At 65.0% G+C, this 15,976-nt stretch carries 15 protein-coding genes and 1 riboswitch; of the genes, 7 read left to right on the top strand and 8 right to left on the bottom strand.

Going from position 1 to position 15,976, the window contains the following annotated elements:
• Positions 1-143 precede the first annotated feature (143 nt).
• Complete coding sequence (locus tag P8192_RS02135; protein WP_278158124.1) at positions 144-1,445, top strand: ISL3 family transposase; 1,302 nt, start codon at positions 144-146, stop codon at positions 1,443-1,445.
• Between the two features lie 61 nt (positions 1,446-1,506).
• On the opposite strand, the gene P8192_RS02130 is transcribed toward P8192_RS02135, so the two are convergent.
• On the bottom strand, positions 1,507-3,510 hold the full coding sequence (locus P8192_RS02130) for a BCCT family transporter (protein ID WP_278158122.1): 2,004 nt from the start codon (positions 3,508-3,510) through the stop codon (positions 1,507-1,509).
• Between the two features lie 220 nt (positions 3,511-3,730).
• Between P8192_RS02130 and P8192_RS02125 the strand changes: the two genes are divergently transcribed.
• Entirely contained in the window at positions 3,731-5,230 is a 1,500-nt protein-coding gene (locus P8192_RS02125; RefSeq protein ID WP_278158102.1) for a DHA2 family efflux MFS transporter permease subunit, read from the top strand.
• Here the strand turns inward: P8192_RS02125 and P8192_RS02120 are convergent.
• Positions 5,167-5,721 carry a MarR family winged helix-turn-helix transcriptional regulator gene (locus tag P8192_RS02120; protein WP_278158100.1) on the bottom strand — a complete coding sequence of 185 codons (555 nt, stop codon included), beginning with the start codon at positions 5,719-5,721 and terminating at the stop codon, positions 5,167-5,169. The two genes, P8192_RS02125 and P8192_RS02120, sit on opposite strands and share 64 nt — an antisense overlap.
• An 81-nt stretch (positions 5,722-5,802) precedes the next feature.
• Between P8192_RS02120 and P8192_RS02115 the strand changes: the two genes are divergently transcribed.
• The 4 genes from P8192_RS02115 to P8192_RS02100 all read left to right on the top strand — a co-directional run bounded on the left by P8192_RS02115 (position 5,803) and on the right by P8192_RS02100 (position 9,727).
• Positions 5,803-7,638 carry an ABC transporter ATP-binding protein gene (locus P8192_RS02115; protein ID WP_278158098.1) on the top strand — a complete coding sequence of 612 codons (1,836 nt, stop codon included), beginning with the start codon at positions 5,803-5,805 and terminating at the stop codon, positions 7,636-7,638.
• A 26-nt stretch (positions 7,639-7,664) separates the two neighbouring features.
• Positions 7,665-8,423, top strand: a complete 759-nt coding sequence (locus P8192_RS02110; RefSeq protein ID WP_278158096.1) for a PIG-L deacetylase family protein — start codon at positions 7,665-7,667, stop codon at positions 8,421-8,423.
• Between the two features lie 29 nt (positions 8,424-8,452).
• Positions 8,453-9,247 (top strand): DUF1648 domain-containing protein, encoded by a 795-nt coding sequence (locus tag P8192_RS02105; RefSeq protein WP_278158094.1) that lies wholly within the window; start codon positions 8,453-8,455, stop codon positions 9,245-9,247.
• Positions 9,248-9,346: 99 nt separating this feature from the next.
• A complete protein-coding gene (locus tag P8192_RS02100; protein WP_278158093.1) occupies positions 9,347-9,727 on the top strand; it encodes an MGMT family protein in 381 nt (126 codons plus the stop codon).
• Here the strand turns inward: P8192_RS02100 and P8192_RS02095 are convergent.
• The 6 genes from P8192_RS02095 to P8192_RS02070 form a co-directional block, all read right to left on the bottom strand.
• Positions 9,690-10,454, bottom strand: coding sequence for an energy-coupling factor transporter transmembrane component T family protein (locus tag P8192_RS02095; protein ID WP_278158092.1), 765 nt, complete (start codon positions 10,452-10,454; stop codon positions 9,690-9,692). The two genes, P8192_RS02100 and P8192_RS02095, sit on opposite strands and share 38 nt — an antisense overlap.
• Positions 10,451-11,893, bottom strand: coding sequence for an ABC transporter ATP-binding protein (locus P8192_RS02090; protein ID WP_278158090.1), 1,443 nt, complete (start codon positions 11,891-11,893; stop codon positions 10,451-10,453). The genes P8192_RS02095 and P8192_RS02090 overlap by 4 nt, the downstream gene beginning before the upstream one ends.
• A 5-nt stretch (positions 11,894-11,898) precedes the next feature.
• A complete protein-coding gene (locus P8192_RS02085; RefSeq protein WP_278158088.1) occupies positions 11,899-12,486 on the bottom strand; it encodes an ECF transporter S component in 588 nt (195 codons plus the stop codon).
• 38 nt (positions 12,487-12,524) lie between these two features.
• Positions 12,525-13,178 carry a YkoF family thiamine/hydroxymethylpyrimidine-binding protein gene (locus P8192_RS02080; protein ID WP_278158086.1) on the bottom strand — a complete coding sequence of 218 codons (654 nt, stop codon included), beginning with the start codon at positions 13,176-13,178 and terminating at the stop codon, positions 12,525-12,527.
• Between the two features lie 33 nt (positions 13,179-13,211).
• Positions 13,212-13,322, bottom strand: a riboswitch (TPP riboswitch).
• Positions 13,323-13,402: 80 nt separating this feature from the next.
• Positions 13,403-13,747 carry a HepT-like ribonuclease domain-containing protein gene (locus tag P8192_RS02075; protein ID WP_278158084.1) on the bottom strand — a complete coding sequence of 115 codons (345 nt, stop codon included), beginning with the start codon at positions 13,745-13,747 and terminating at the stop codon, positions 13,403-13,405.
• Between the two features lie 73 nt (positions 13,748-13,820).
• Entirely contained in the window at positions 13,821-13,976 is a 156-nt protein-coding gene (locus tag P8192_RS02070) for a hypothetical protein (protein WP_278158082.1), read from the bottom strand.
• Positions 13,977-14,137: 161 nt separating this feature from the next.
• Here P8192_RS02070 and dld point away from each other — a divergent pair, with 161 nt between their 5' ends.
• The gene (gene dld, locus P8192_RS02065) at positions 14,138-15,850 is read left to right on the top strand and encodes a D-lactate dehydrogenase (protein WP_278158080.1); all 1,713 of its coding nucleotides are present in this window, start codon (positions 14,138-14,140) and stop codon (positions 15,848-15,850) included.
• Positions 15,851-15,976: the final 126 nt, after the last annotated feature.

The following is a 15,976-nucleotide window of genomic DNA, read 5'->3' as shown; positions in this document are numbered from 1 at the left end:
TGTGGTGCCCCGCTTTCGTGGCTCTTCGCATTTAAGGGGGTAGATCAGCGTTGAGCTCGAGGTTGGGCGTGGCGGTCCGTGGATAAAGGTCGAGGCCTTCCGATGATGGAAGTTCCTACACCGTCCATCCGAAAGACCTCGACATGTCCCAGCATAAGTTCTCAACCCCTGACCTGACGAAATTTTGCCGACTCAACGAACTCGGCCTCGAAGCCACCGGCCAGCACCTGACCCGAGGCAGGGCCGTGCTGGAATGTCGACGGGTTGATCCTGACCCGTGGTGCCAACAGTGCGGGGCTGAAGCGATCTCTCGTGGAACGATCTCTCGGCGTCTGGCTCATGAGCCCTTCGGGCACCGACCCACGACACTGTTGGTCCGGGTCCGTCGCTGGCAGTGCCTGCATTGCGGGCATCAGTGGCGTGAAGATCTGAGCCAGGCAGCGATCCCACGATCAAAACTCTCCCACCGAGGGACCCGGTGGGCATTGGAAGCGATCGTGATCGATCACCTCTCCATCTCTCGAGCTGCTGCAGGGCTGGGCGTGTCCTGGCATACCGCGAACAACGCGATCCTGGCAGAAGGCAAACGACTATTGATTGATGATCCGGCCCGGTTCCAGGATGTGAGCACTATCGGGGTCGATGAACACGTCTGGCGCCATACCCGGTACGGAGACAAGTACGTCACCGTGATCATTGATCTGACACCGATCCGTTCTGGTACCGGACCAGCCCGGTTGCTAGACATGATCGAGGGACGCTCGAAACAAGTCTTCAAGTCCTGGCTGGCCGGCCGCCCCGAGGCCTGGCGGAAGCGCGTTGAGGCGATCGCGATGGATGGGTTCTCAGGGTTCAAGACCGCCGCTGCGGAGGAAGTACCCCACGCGAGTGCGGTGATGGACCCGTTCCATGTTGTGCAACTCGCCGGGCATGCCTTGGATGAGTGCCGGCGCAGGGTCCAGCGTGTCATCATGGGCCGGCGTGGTCGTTCCGGGGATCCGCTTTATGGTGTTCGCCGGGTTCTGCACACTGGAGAAGTCCTGCTCACGGAGAAGCAACGTGACCGGCTTGATGCGGTGTTCGCTGATGAGCGTCATGTCCAGGTGGAAGCCACTTGGGGTGTCTATCAACGCATGATCGCCGCCTACCGCCACCCCGAGCCGGGCCAGCGTGGGGAGTTGATGAAGAAACTCATCGCCGACATCAGTGCCGGTGTACCAGCGCCGTTGACAGAGATCCGGAAGCTGGGGCGTACTTTGAAAAGACGTGCGGTTGATGTTCTGGCGTATTTTGATCGTCCTGGCACCAGCAATGGACCTACTGAGGCGATCAATGGTCGACTCGAGCACTTACGTGGAACAGCCCTAGGATTCAGGAATCTGAGGAACTACATCGCCAGAAGTCTTCTCGAAGCCGGTGGATTCAGACCCCTGCTACCCCCTTAAATGCGAAGAGTCGCTTTCGTGTGGGGACCGGATCCTTCCGTCAGGCTCACCCCTCGGGGTTCTAGTCCTTGCCGGGATCCGTCTGACCGGACTGACCGTCGGTCTTCGGCTTCCAACCATCCTGGGCGCGGCGCCAGACGCTGCGCACCGGATGCTCGTCACGTTTCGGTTTCTCCGGTTTCGTCTGGCCCGGCTTGCGGTCGAAGGCACCCTTGCTGCGCGTCAGGCGGTAGTCGATGCGCTCATCGACCTGCGGGCCGAAGTGCACGCCGAAGTCCTTCTTCAGCATACGGCTCAGTCGCTTGTACCGGTCCTGCAGCACCTGTTCCTCGCGCCGTTCCTGATCGGCACGCAGGTTGCGCAGCGTCGCCCAGCACATCAGCAGCAGGATCACGCTGAACGGCAGCGCTGTCGCCAATGAGGCAGCCTGCAACGCCTGCAGTCCACCGGCGAGCAGCAGGCCGATCGCCAGGGCGCCCTCCAGCGCGGAGAACAGGATACGCGACCAAGTCGGCGGGTTCGGGTGACCACCGGAGGCGAGCATATCGATCACCAGCGAACCGGAGTCCGAGGAGGTGATGAAAAAGATCGCCACGAGGATGATCGCGAGGAACGAGAAGATCGTCCCCAGCGGCAGCCCACCCAGCACATCGAACAGCGACATGTCGGCCGCGAATTCTGCTGGATCTTCCGGAACGAGGTCGCCGTCGCCGTAGAGCTGGCGGTGAATACCGGTACCACCCAGCACCGCGAACCAGATGAAGCCGACAATGGACGGCACCAGCAGCACGCCGGTGATGAACTCGCGCACGGTGCGTCCGCGGGAAATGCGGGCGATGAAGATGCCGACGAAGGGCGCCCAGGAAATCCACCAGCCCCAGTAGAACAGAGTCCACGCCGAGGCCCAGGTGCGACCTTCCTCACCGGTGTAGGCAGCGACGTCGAAAGTCATGTTCATGAAGTTCGCCAGGTAGGCACCCAGCGACTCGATGAGGTTCTGGAACAGGAACAGGGTGGGTCCGAGCATCAGCACGGAAATCAGCAGGATGCCGGCCATCGACAGGTTGATGTTGGACAGCCATTTCATGCCTCGTCCCACACCCGAGACCACCGAGATGGTGGCAATGAAAGTGATGACGACGATGAGGATCACCAGCAACAGGTTGTCCGACTGGTCGACGATGCCGATCGAGGTCAGGCCGGAGCCGATCTGCTGCACGCCAAGGCCCAGCGAGGTGGCGACACCGAAGATCGTGCCGAAGATCGCCAGCACGTCGATGACGTCGCCGGCCCAGCCTTTGACCTTGTCGCCGAGCAGCGGCTCGAAGACCCAGCGGATGGACACGGGACGTCCACGCCGGTGGATCGTGTAGGCCACCGCGAGACCGATCACGGCGTAGATGGCCCAAGGGTGCAGACCCCAGTGCACGAAGGTCTGCGCCATGGCGAGCTTGGCGAGATCTGCCTCGTCGCCTTCCCAGCCGGGCTTCGGGTCGATGGTGGCGTAGGTGAGCGGCTCGCCGACGCCGTAGAACACCAAGCCGATGCCCATGCCGGCGGCGAAGAGCATGCAGAACCAGGTCAGCACGCTGAATTCGGGGCGGTCGTCATCGCGACCGAGACGGATCTTGCCGTACTTGGAGAAGCAGATGAACAGGGAGAACCCGATGAAGAACGCGATGGCCAGCACGTAGTACCAGCCCAGGTGCTCGACGATCCATCCTTGAATGCCCTGCAAGACCTCGTCGGTAGCTTCGGGCAGGAACATGCCGGCCAGGGCAATGGCGGCCACAATGGTCATGGCGGGCCAGAACACTCGCGGAGTGATGTTGCCCTTGCCGAGCTTTACGCCCTGCCGACGCAGCTTCTCGGTGATCTGCTCGTCGGTGTCGTCTTCCTCGATCTGGAGGTGAGCCGGGAGCTCTTCGACGCGGTGCACCTCAGGCTCGGTATGCGCCTCGGTCTCGGGCGCAGCCGTCGTCGTCGCTCCGGTGTCGATGGCGGACTCACCGTCGCCCGGCGGGGACTCGCCAGGGTCTGTGGATTCGTACTCAGATGTGCTCATACTTCTCTTCTTTTCGGTCGATATCGCATTCGCGTTTCAGCCAACGAATCGTTGTGATAAGAATTCAACAGTACGTAATCATTGAAACAGCCTCAAAGCGACCTGTCATTGATCCATTCCCCTCGAGGAGCTCTTTCGCCGCGCGCGATTGCATATCGCTCCTCACAGGCGTAAGGTTTTTCAGTTCCCCTCCCATACTTCTCGTCTCTTGAGGTGTACTGTGTCTTCTTCCGCCGAATCCCGCTCGATTCAGACCGATGCGTCCGCCTTGCCGGCGGGCGTCAGCCGGCTGATCTCGCTGCTGGTGGCCGCGGCCTTCGTCGTCATCCTCAACGAGACGATCATGTCGGTGGCGCTACCGGACCTGATGGCCGAATTCGAGGTACCCGCGGCGACCGCGCAGTGGCTGACCACCGCGTTCATGCTGACCATGGCCGTGGTCATCCCGATCACGGGTTGGCTGCTGACCCGGCTGAACCTGCGTACCGTGTTCATCATCGCGATGTCCACCTTCACGGCCGGCACGGCGATCGCTGCCGCGGCCACCGCATTTGAGATGCTGGTGACCGGGCGCGTGGTCCAGGCGGTCGGTACCGCCATCATGATGCCACTGCTGATGACCACAGTGCTCAATGTGGTGCCGGCGGATCGCCGAGGCCGCACCATGGGCGTGATCTCCATTGTGATCGCGGTGGCCCCGGCCATCGGCCCGACGGTGGGCGGGGTCGTGCTGGATGCGCTGACGTGGCGCTGGATGTTCCTGCTGGTGCTGCCGATCGCCGTGCTGGCTCTGGTACTGGGCGGGATGATGATCCGCAACGTCACCGAAACCAAGCCGGTGCCGCTGGATGTGCTCTCGGTGGTGCTTTCTGCCGTCGGTTTCTCCGGACTGATCTACGGTCTGTCGTCCATCGGCGAGGCGGCCACCGGGCACGCGATCATCGCACCCTGGATTCCGGTGGTGATCGGTGCCGTTGCGCTGTTGGTGTTCACACTGCGGCAGCTCTCGCTGAAGGATTTCGCACTGCTGGACCTGCGTGTGTTCTCGGTAGGCACCTTCACGATGGCGCTGCTGCTGATGCTGATCTCGATGATGTCGCTCTTCGGCACCATCATCCTGTTGCCCATTTATATGCAGCAGGTACTGGGCCACACCACCCTGGAGTCCGGTCTTGCGCTGTTGCCAGGTGGGCTGCTGATGGGTGTGCTCGGCTGGTTCGTGGGCCGGGCCTTCGACCGCATTGGTGCTCGCCCGCTGGTGATCCCGGGTGCACTGCTAGCGTCCAGTGGCCTGTGGCTGATGACCCTGTTCGCGGAGAACACGCAGCTGTGGATGATCGTCGGTGCGCACTCGGTGCTGACCACCGGGCTGGCGCTGCTGTTCTCCCCGCTGATGACCACCGCTCTGGGCTCTCTGCCGCCGCGGCTCTACCCGCACGGCTCGGCACTGATGTCGACGCTGCAACAGGTATCCGCCGGTGCCGGCACCGCCCTGTTCATCACCGTGATGACGGTGGCCACCATGGTGGGCGCCGGCTCAGGCCAGGATGCCGTGACCGCTCAGATGAGCGGAGTCCACAACGCGCTGGTGATCGGGGCGATGATCTCGCTGGTCACCATCGTGGGGGTGTTCTTCCTCCGCAACGGCGCGCAGACTCAGGCCCCGGCCGCAGAGGCCGACGACCTGGCGGAGGCCGAAGAGGCCACGGAAACGCACTGATCCGGACGCGGATTCGCGTCCAACACCACCGACAGCAGGCGGGAGAGTTCCGCGCGCTCGGAGTCGTCGAGCACCGCGAAGAACTCCTCCGCCTGTTGTTGTCTCTGGCCGCGGACCTCGACGTAGAGTTCGTGCCCCTTCTCCGTGGCGGTAACCCGGGTGGCCCGCCGGTCCCGCGGGTCAGTCCCGCGTTGCACCAGGCCTTTGGCCTCTAACAGGTCCACCACCTCGGTCGCCGACCGCGGCGCAATGCGCAGTCGCTCCGCCACCTCATTTAGCCGCATCCCCTCCGGGTGCGTGTCGCGGTCGTGCCCCGCAGCATCGACGACGTCCACCGCATGGCGACCCGAGCGCACCACGGCGACCAGGGCACGGAACTGGTGCGGACTCAGATCGTAGGGGGCCAGCTCGGCGGTCCACCGACGACGCAGGCGATGGTTGATCGCATGCAGTTGGTCCGCTAATTCGGGGAGCGGGGAAACGTCAGACATGCCCTCAGTCTAGCCCGAGTTTTGCGCAGTAACCTCTTTATGAGGTAACCTCAGCAATGTTGGATTGCGAAAGGAGTCATCATGGCCTTTCCTTCACCCCCTGCCGGAGGCCCTGCGCGCGGCCCGGCCAAAATCAACCCTGATGACCGGAAGCAACTGAAGCAGTATCCCGTCTCCCTGCGGCGCATCGCCGGCCTCTTCTCCCCGCACCGCGGCACCATCGCTGTCGTCGTCGCATTGATTACCATGTCTTCTGTCATCACCATCGCCCAGCCATTCTTGTTGCGCGGCGTCATTGACGACGCCCTGCCCAACCAGGATGTGCCGCTGCTGCTGTGGCTGGCCGGGGCCATGATCGCTGTGGCGGCGGTGACCGCCGTCATCGGCGTCATTCAGACCTGGATGTCCACACAGATGGGTCAGCGGGTGATGCACACGCTGCGAACGAAGCTCTTCACCCACCTGCAGGCGCAGTCGCTGGGATTCTTCACCCGCACCCGCTCCGGCGAGGTGCAATCCCGGCTGATGAACGACATCGCCGGGATGCAGTCGGTGGTCACCTCCACTGCGACGGGCGTGGCCACCAACCTGACGACGGCGGTAGCCACCTTCATCGCGATGTTCGCCCTCTCCCCCACCCTCACACTGATCTCCCTGGTGGTGCTGCCACCGGCGGTGCTGCTCTCACGCCAGGTCGCGCTGCTGCGCCGATCCATCACCGATGAGCGCCAGAAGGCCCTGGCCGCCCTGCACACCCAAGTCGAGGAGGGGCTCAGCGTCTCCGGGGCCCGGCTGGCCAAAACCCTGGGCACCACCGACCGCGATGCGGCCCGGTTCACCGAGACGTCCCAGCGGCTGATCGGCCTGGAGGTGCGCAGTCAACTGGCAGGGCGGTGGCGGATGGCCACCATGCAGATCGTGTTCGCGGCCATTCCTGCAGTGATCTACGTGGCGGCCGGGTTGCCGGTCACCTCGGCCGGCATGACCATCGGCACCGTGGTGGCGTTCACCGCCCTGCAGGCCCAGGTGTTCCGCCCGATGATGGGCCTGCTGAACATCGGGGTGCAGTGGGTCTCGGCCATGGCGTTCTTCTCCCGGATCTTCGAATACCTCGACCTGGTCCCGGAGCTGACCCCGCCGGAGCGGCCGGTGGAGCTCGACGCCGAGACACTGCGCGGCGACGTCGACTTCCGCGACGTCACCTTTGCGTACGATTCCACCCCGGTGCTGGATCGGATCAACCTGAGTCTGCCGGCGGGACAGACCGTTGCCGTCGTCGGTGCCACGGGTTCCGGAAAATCCACTCTGGCCGCCCTGCTGCCTCGGCTCTACGCACCGCAGTCGGGAGCAGTAACGATCGACGGCGTCTCCGTGAGCGACCTGGCTCCAGACTCCCTGGCCCAGCTGGTGGGGGTGGTCTCGCAGGAGACCTACCTGATCCACGCGAGTGTCCGCGAGAACCTGCTGCTGGCCCAGCCTGACGCCACGGACGCCGAGGTGTGGGCGGCACTGGACCATGCCGCACTGGCCGAGACCATCCGCGCCCTGCCCGAGGGGCTCGACACCGTGGTGGGCGCGCGCGGCTACCGGTTCTCCGGAGGCGAGCAGCAGCGCCTGGCCATTGCCCGCACGATCCTGCGCAACCCGCCGATCCTGGTGCTCGACGAGGCCACGTCCGCCCTGGACAACACCACGGAGGCCCACGTGCAGGCGGCGCTGGACCGGCTGGCCGAGCACCGCACCACCCTGATGATCGCCCACCGCCTGGACACGGTGATGACCGCCGACCGGGTGGTGGTGCTCGACGCCGGGCGGATCATCGAGTCGGGTGCCCCGGCCGAGCTGTTGCAGCGTGACGGGGCCTTCGCCGCCCTGGCCGCACATAGCACCGCCGTCGACGACGAGCTGGTGTCCTGACCGGGCCGGGTTGCTAGGGTCTCAGCATGAGTGACTCAGCTGGCACGGTATCTCCACAACCATTAGTGGACCTGGAGCTGTCCACCGAGGACCGGGTGCTGTGCATCGTCGCGCATCCGGACGATATGGAGTACGGCACCTCAGCTGCCGTGGCCCGGTGGACCGCGGCCGAGATCCCGGTCAGCTACCTGTTGCTCACTTCCGGTGAAGCCGGCATCCGTAACCTGCCTCCGGAACAGACCGGACCGATGCGCGCCGAGGAGCAGCGCCGCGCCTGTGCGGAAGTCGGCGTCGAGGATCTGCGCATCCTCGACTTTCCGGACGGCATGCTCGAACCCACCCTGGAGTTGCGCCGCGCCATTGCCGCCACGATTCGCGAGCTACGACCCACCGTTCTCGTGACCATGGGCTGGGCGGAAGAAGTCGCGTGGGGACTCAATCAGGCGGATCATCGCGCGGCCGGGATCAGCGTGCTCGATGCCTTGCGCGACGCCGACAACCCCTGGGTGTTCCGCGACCTGGCGGAAGAACAGCACCTTCCCGCCTGGCACGTCGGGTCACTGCTGGTCTTCGGAGCCGAGCACCCCACCCACCGGGTGGAGGTCACCGGCGAGCCCCTGGAGCGCAGCATCCGCTCCTTGGAGGCCCACCGCGGCTACCTTAATGCCCTGCCCGATCACCCGGATCCACGCGCCATGCTCACAGAATTCACGCTCGACGACGACGCGACCGCGCGCACCGGGTCCCCGGTGCACGCGGTCGTCTTCCGCTGCTATCCGATGTAGTCCAGGGGCCGGGGCCTAAGCTGGTGGGGATGAGAGCTGAGGATTACGAGCCGAATTCCGACCATTACCGCGTTGCCGTGGCGGCACGACACGGGCGGGCCCGGCTATGGCTCCCCTATGTGGTGACCCTGGTGATGCTCGGCGCCGTTTTCGTGTGGGGCGCGGTGATTTATGACCAGCTGCCCGAGTTGATGCCCACCGGGTGGGGACCCGATGGCGAGGTGCGCGGCTGGACCGAGAAGAGCTTCGGCTCGGTGTTCACCACGGCGATCATCGCCTCCGGGCTGTTCATCCTGATGGCCGCTCTCGGCGCGATGGCCCCGATGATGAGCCCGGGCTCCCCCGATCTCTCCGCGTGGGAACTTCTCCGGTTGACCGCGGGCCACCGTGGCATCACCGAATATCTGGGATGGGTGACCGCGCTGATCACCCTGATGATGGTGGGCTTCAACGCACAGTCGTGGCGTCTCGCAGCCTCGGACGGAACATGGTCGGCTCCCGTCACCATGTTGCTGGTCGTGGCCCTGGTGGTGGCGATATTCGTCATCCTATCCCCGGTGTTTCGGTCACACCTGCGCTGGGCGGATCGCACCGCGGAGCAGCTGGGGATCCACCCCACGGAGGAGGAGGCTGCCGAGGATGCGCTGTGGCTGCCGTCGGGACTGTACAACGACCCGAGCAATCCGGCGATGATGGTGCCGAAACGTGAGGGCTACGGCATCGGAACCACGGTGAACGTGGGCTCGCGCAAGGGACGGATCGCGGTGATCGTTTTCGCCGTCGTCATCATCGCCCCGCTGCTCATCATCGGGTTCACCATGTAGACGACTCACGCTCGACGACGAGAACCCGCCCCCGGCGAGGTATCCGTCGCTCGAATTCTCTTCTGCGGTGACTCACCGGCGTGACGATAAGGTGGTCCGATGGCACGAGAACCGTCCGAAGAGTACACCACAGCGGTGTTGGACCTGGTGGCGCAGATCCCCAAAGGGCGTGTGATGACCTACGGGTTGATCGCTGAAATCGTCGCCGAGACTCTCCACCGCGGTGGGCCGCGCCAGGTCGGACACGTTCTCGCTCGAGGTCCGGGCGTCGATTCCTCGGGCGCGACCGTGCCATGGTGGCGCGTCGTCAACGCCGCCGGCTCCCCGCCGCAGCACCACCGCGAGACCGCCCTCGCACTGCTGCGCGATGAAAAGTGCCCGCTCACCACCGATGGACAACGCGTGCGGGTTCGTCGGGCCGTGTGGTTCCCTGAACTCGACGTCACCACGGCCAGCAGTAGGCCACCGCGGCAAGGCTGACCACGACTCCGGCGACGACGTCGACCGCCCGCAGCCGCACGGGACGGTAGACGGTGCGCGGTTTCAACCCGAACCCACGGCTCTCCAGCGAGGTGGCAATCCGTTCCGAGCGCCGCAACGCCACGATCAGCACGGTAAACGCCAATCGGCCTGCCTCTCGGACCCGCAGTTTCGGCGCGCGTCCGTCGCTCAACTGCACCCCGGTGCCACTGCGCATCAGCTGCGCAGCCCGGATGGTCTGCCATTCCCGCGGCAGATCCAGCAGTAGCTGATACCCGGCCAGCACGGCGAAGGTGATGGGCGCGGGTAGTCGTAGATTCTGGTTCAGCGAACGCATCAGCTCCACCGGGGCCGTGCTACACAGGAACAGGATTGAGGCCACCCCGATTGCCAAGGTGCGGCCGGCCAACGCCAACCCGATGAGCACCCCGTTGTCGCGGGTGAATACATTCACCAGAAACAAACCCAGCGCGAAGGCAATAAACGGGACGTGCGCCAGCGCCAGCCAGCGCCATGGCACCTTGCCGAGGGTGAGCGCTACCGCCACCAGCCCCAGCCAGAGCGCTGCTGGTCGCCACGGGTCCCACACCATCAGCAGCGCCAGCGACGCCACGAACAGGGTCACGAGTTTCACCGACGGGTTCCACCGTGTGAGCACTCCCGGTTTCACCAGGGTGGAAGGGTGCACAATGCGCAACCGCTTCACCGTCTGTTGTTGCTGCGTCATGATCGCACCCCCGTGTCCTGCGAGACGTCGACCCCAGGGAGGCGCAGCACTCGGCTGGCCCAGGCCGCAGTGAGGTCGTCGTCGTGAGTCACCACCACGACGGCGCCGCCTGAAGCCGCGTAGGCGGCCAGCTCGGTCATCACCGCCACCGTGCTCGCCCGGTCCAGACCGAACGTCGGCTCATCGGCCAGAAGTACCGTGGGCTCGTCACGACGGCGCACCGCCAACAGTCCCAGAGCCACCGAGAGTCGCCGCTGCTCCCCGCCGGAGAGCCGGAACGGGCTGAGCTCGAGCAGGTGCTCCAGCCCGAAGAGCCGCGCCAGCTCGGCACCGTGGTCGTCGTCCCCGAGCTCGTCGCGCACCGTATGGGCCAAAAACTGGTGCTCCGGGTTTTGAAACACCATCACCGGGACCACCCCGGTGAGCTCACCCGAGTTTCCACCGGCCCGACCAGGGCGTAGCGGAACCAGGCCCGCGAGCGCGGTGAGCAGGGTGGTTTTACCAGAGCCGTTGGGCCCGCGCACCACCACCCGCTCCCCCGCCCGCACGGTGAGATCCAGTCCCCCGAATACGGGGAGAATCTCCGGGTCATGCGGGTCCGGCTTGACGGTCAGCCCGGTGGCGCGCAGCAACTCCGATGGCGCCGGCTGGGCCTCGGGGAACGTCCCGATCGTGGCACCCGGAACCCAAACGCCACCGGCGTCCAACCGGTCTGCGTGTTCCTGCAACAGCTGATCCGTGGGGCCATCGGCCAGAATCCGTCCGGCTTCCATGACCACGGTGCGCGGCGGCAGTCCCGGCCCGCCCGATTCTTCGGCCAACTCGTTGAGTCGGTGCTCCACCAGAATCAGGGCGCCGTCGTCTCCGGTCAGCCGGGTGAGCAGTTCCATCACCTGGGCCACCCCGGCACCGTCGAGCATCGAGGTCGGCTCGTCCGCCAACACCAGCCGCGGTCGTGCCGCGAGCGCGGCCACCGTGGCGATCCGCTGAAGCCACCCACCCGAGAGCGTCCGGGTGCGCTGATCCTTCAGGTGCCCGGCACCCACCTCGTCCAGCACCTCCGCAATCCGCCACCCGATCTGTCCGGGCTTCATCCCGTGGTTCTCCAGGGTCAGGGCGATCTCGTCCTCCACCGTCGGCAGGCAGATGCTGGCGTGCGGGTCCTGTGGCACGGTGCCGATCATCCGCGTCAACTCGGCTACCGTGGAGCCCAACACCGGCGCCCCGTTCACCAGGCATTCCCCGCTCACGTCCAGGGGCACCGAGTGCGGCACCACCCCGCGGATCGCATCCAACAGGGTGGATTTCCCGGCTCCCGAGGCACCCAACAGCAGCACCCGCTCGCCCGGCGCCACACTGAGGTCGATGTCCTCCAGCAGCACCCGGCCGCTGCGCGGATCCACCGCCGTGAATCCGCGCAGCTCGACCAGATTCTCCATGGACGTCATCGCGCACGCCCGATGGCGTAGTTGTCCACGACGCCGGTCGCTTTCACCGCGCGCACCAGCACCCAGGCCAGAATCCCACCCAGAATAATTCCGGAGGCGCACTGGATCCCCAGACGCAGCAGCAGAATGTCCTGCCCGAACCAGCCCGAGCGCAGGGCCGAAAACCAGAACACGAAAAACGCACCGCAGAGCCCGCTGAACGCGTAGCGGCTGATCCCGAAACGCCGGTAGCCGCCGAGGGCAAACGGCAGCTCCGAACCCAGCCCCTGCAGCAGACCGGTAATGAAGAGCATCGGCCCCACCGGAGAACCCAGAAAAACGAACTCGATGGTGGCGGCCAGCACCTCCGCCAGAATCCCCGATCCGGCCTTGCGCGTGATCGCCACCGCCAACGGCGCCACCAGCAACCAGGTTCCGAGCATCACGTGTCCCGCCAGATCACCGGCGGGACCCATCAGCACAGCTAGTCCGTTCCAGGCCTGGACCAGCGCCCAGTAGATGAACCCGAACACGACGCCCAGCACCACCACCATCACCAGGTCTTTGAGCTGCCAGCGCCACGGGCTGTCATAGGGGTTGGTCACGCGTGCGCCTGCCCCAACAGATTTCTGCTGTGTTGAGCTCATCGGGCACCCGCCCATCCCGCACTCGGCGAATCCAGCGAAATGCTCACGTGGCTGACCACATGCGGCACCTGTTCACCCACCCGACCCCAGGCGTTGACCACCAGCGCCAGCACCTCGGCTAGGTCCCCGCGCAGCACGGTGGCGTAGTGTTCGCTCACGACGTCGATGCCGCTGGATTTTGCCGCCTCGATCGCAGCCATGATGGGCTCCATGTGCGGCAGACCGTCGTCGGCCAGGGGGTACAGCGACCAGGCTGCGACGGCGGGCAGTCCGGTGAGTTCCAGGTCGACGCGCGTCTCCGCCGGCATCTCTCCGGGCACCAGCTCACAAGCGGCCTCCCCCGGGCAGCCCCGAGAGAGCAGCAGGTGGCTGGTCAGATGCGCCCGCCCGGAAGCACGGGACGCCGCAGCGATCAGGGTGGTGGCGTACTCGGCGAGCTGCTGGGCTGCGGCTCCGGAGCGCACGCCCACGTAGGTAGAGACCTCCCCGGTCTCGATCACCAGGTTCTCGAGGATGCCGCGCTCCCGTGCCGCCGTCGTGGTCTCCTCCAGGGCGGCGAGGATCACGTCCACGAAGGCATCGGTGTGGGGGTGGATGCTGATGCGCATCCCGATCCCGATCTGCTCGGGGGTGAGTGTCTGGCCCGTCACGGTGGGCACCTTTCCGACCACCGGAACTCTGACATAGAGCTAACGGACCACTCCCTACGCCAGTACGAACTGGATCAGGTGGATTCGGGTCTGCGGCATCTCCGCACTCTCAGCACCAGTATCGGTGCACCCCGGGGTCTACGATCCTCTACCTTAGTGCCTGCACGACGGCGTTGACCAGTGCTTTCGCACCATGCACACACCAACCTGGTCATTCATCCAGGTCAGATTCCGTCGAAAGTTCGACCAGCTTCCTCGAAAAGTGGAGACCGCGACTTCTCCCACCGTGGAAGCGATTCAGCGAGCGTGCGCCACGTCAGTTCCCGAACAATGACGGAATAGTGATGAGCGATCTTCTCGCGATTCTTGGCCGCGTCACTCCAACGGACCCCAGGAGGTGCTGTAGCACCCAGCGCGACAAGCGTCGTAAAGGCCTCACCGATGTTCATCATGACTGACTCCCCCGCTTCTTGTGCGATTGGATCTTCGTCGTAAGCCGCCTTGCCGTGAACGACCATCGACGCCGATACAGACAAACATCGCTGAATATGCAGAAGCTCTTTGACCACTCTGACCTCCATCAAACCAAGACCTTGTCTCGAAGAATGTCCTGGTCGAGATGCAGGTCCAGTCCGCGGTAGCTCACGATGTCGGAGATGTCTGCGTCGACGGGCGGTTGAACCAGTAGATCAAGGTCTGACGCGGGCCGATCATCGCCGCGATGAGCTCGCTCAGGCGGGCCCCGTCGGTGCGTTCTCGGGCAATCTGGTAGCTGATGGCCGGCTGGCTGCGACGCAATCGCGCATGCTCTGCGTGCCGCAGTGCCTCGTCATACTCCAGCTACAGCGTCATAACACAATTTAATCACCCCGAAATCAGGGCGACCATGACCATCGACATCACCAGCGCCAACGGGGCACAATCGGTGGGAGACACACCCCCGAGGTCCCAGGAGTACCATGAGCCCGTCCCGTCCCGCACCAGCCCATCCAGCCGTCGCCTCCTTCAGGACGATCGTGGGCCGCGCGCACGTGCTCACCACCCCGCGCGCCACCGCCCCCTACGTGAAAGGCAACCGGTTCGGCTCCGGTCGGGTGCTCGCGGTGCTGCGCCCCGGCACCCTCACCGAGATGTGGCGCGCCCTGCAGGTGTGCGTCGAGCACGGCCTCGCCGTCATCCCTCAGGCCGCCAACACCGGACTCACCGGCGGCTCCGGTCCGGCAGACCAAGGCGACGATCGCGACGTCGTCGTCTTCTCCACCCTGCGCATCAACGGGATTCACCTCCTCCACGACGCGCGTGAGGCGGTGAGCCTGGCCGGGGCCACCTTGATGGATCTCGAGCAGACCCTGGCCCCGCACCATCGTGAGCCGCACTCCGTGATCGGCTCGACCTCCATCGGCGCATCGGTGGTGGGCGGCATCGCCAACAACTCCGGCGGTAGCCAGGTGCGCAAGGGGCCAGCGTTCACGGAACACGCCGTCTACGCCCGGGTGACCGAGGCGGGAGAGCTTGAGTTGGTCAATCACCTCGGCATCACTCTCAGCGAGGATCCCGAAGAGCTGCTGGACGCCCTGCAGCAGGGACGGTGGGATCCGGAGGACGTTTCCCCCGCTCCAGAGGACACCCGCGCCACCGGCTATGCCGATCACGTGCGGCAGATCGCGCCCAGCCCGGCCCGGTTCAATGCGGACCCCACGTTCCTCAAGGAGGCGTCGGGCAGCGCTGGGAAGATCATGATTTTCGCCGTGCGCACCCGCACCTTCCCGCGCGAGGAGAACACCGCCACTTTCTACATCGGAACCAACAGCCCTGCCGAGCTGGAACGACTGCGCCGCGAGATCCTGGCGTCCGAGAATCAGCTGCCAATCTCCGGGGAATACATGGGCCGCGGCGCCTTCGACCTGGCCGCGGAGTACGGCAAAGACACATTCATGGGACTGAAGCACGCCAGCAGCCGTCAGGTGCGGCGCCTGTTCGCGCTGAAGAGCTGGGCCAACGGCGTGTTCGCCAAGCTGCCGTTCTTCGGGCCCACCACCGCCGACACCATCGCCCAGAAGGCTTTCGCTCTGTTGCCTCAGCAGCTGCCCCAGCGACTGCTCGAGTATCGCGAACGCTTTGAGCACCACCTGGTGATGGTGGTCAGCGGTTCGGATCGCGAGGCGACGACCGAGCTCCTCAGCAGCTTCTTCCACGATGCCGAAAATCTGGGCGCATTCTTCGAGTGCACTCCCGATGAGGCCCAGTCAGCGATGTTGTTGCGTTTCGGTGCCGCCAGCGCCATGACCCGGTACTTCAATCTGAATCGCAAGCGCTCCTCCGACATGATCACCTTCGACGTCGCCCTGCGTCGCGACGACGAAGACTGGCTGGAGGTCCTGCCCGCCGAGATCGCCGACCAGCTGTCGGTGAGCTCCTATTACGGGCACTTCTTCTGCCACGTGCTACACCAGGATCACGTGGCGAAGAAGGGTGTGGACCCGGTGGCGTTGAAGAAGCAGATGACGGCGCTGCTCGAGGCCCGTGGGGCGGCGATCCCGGCCGAGCACAACTACGGGCGTCTCTACGAGTTGCCCTCGGAGCTGGAGGAGCATTTCCGCGCCCTCGACCCGACCAACACGTTCAATCCGGGCCTCGGCGGTACCTCGCCGCACCGCGACTGGGCCCGGTGAAATCGGTAGCCAGGTCCGGTGAAATCGGCAATGGACGGGGACATCACGTTACGTGGATCACCGGACCATGACGCGCTGATCTGAGAGTATGCACTCATCACACCTGCAGACGCTCAAGGAGAGACG

The organism is Citricoccus muralis, from assembly GCF_029637705.1.
In the GTDB taxonomy this organism is placed as follows: domain Bacteria; phylum Actinomycetota; class Actinomycetes; order Actinomycetales; family Micrococcaceae; genus CmP2.
Note: the sequence above shows the minus strand (reverse complement) of the source record. Positions and strands in the feature narration are given on the sequence as shown.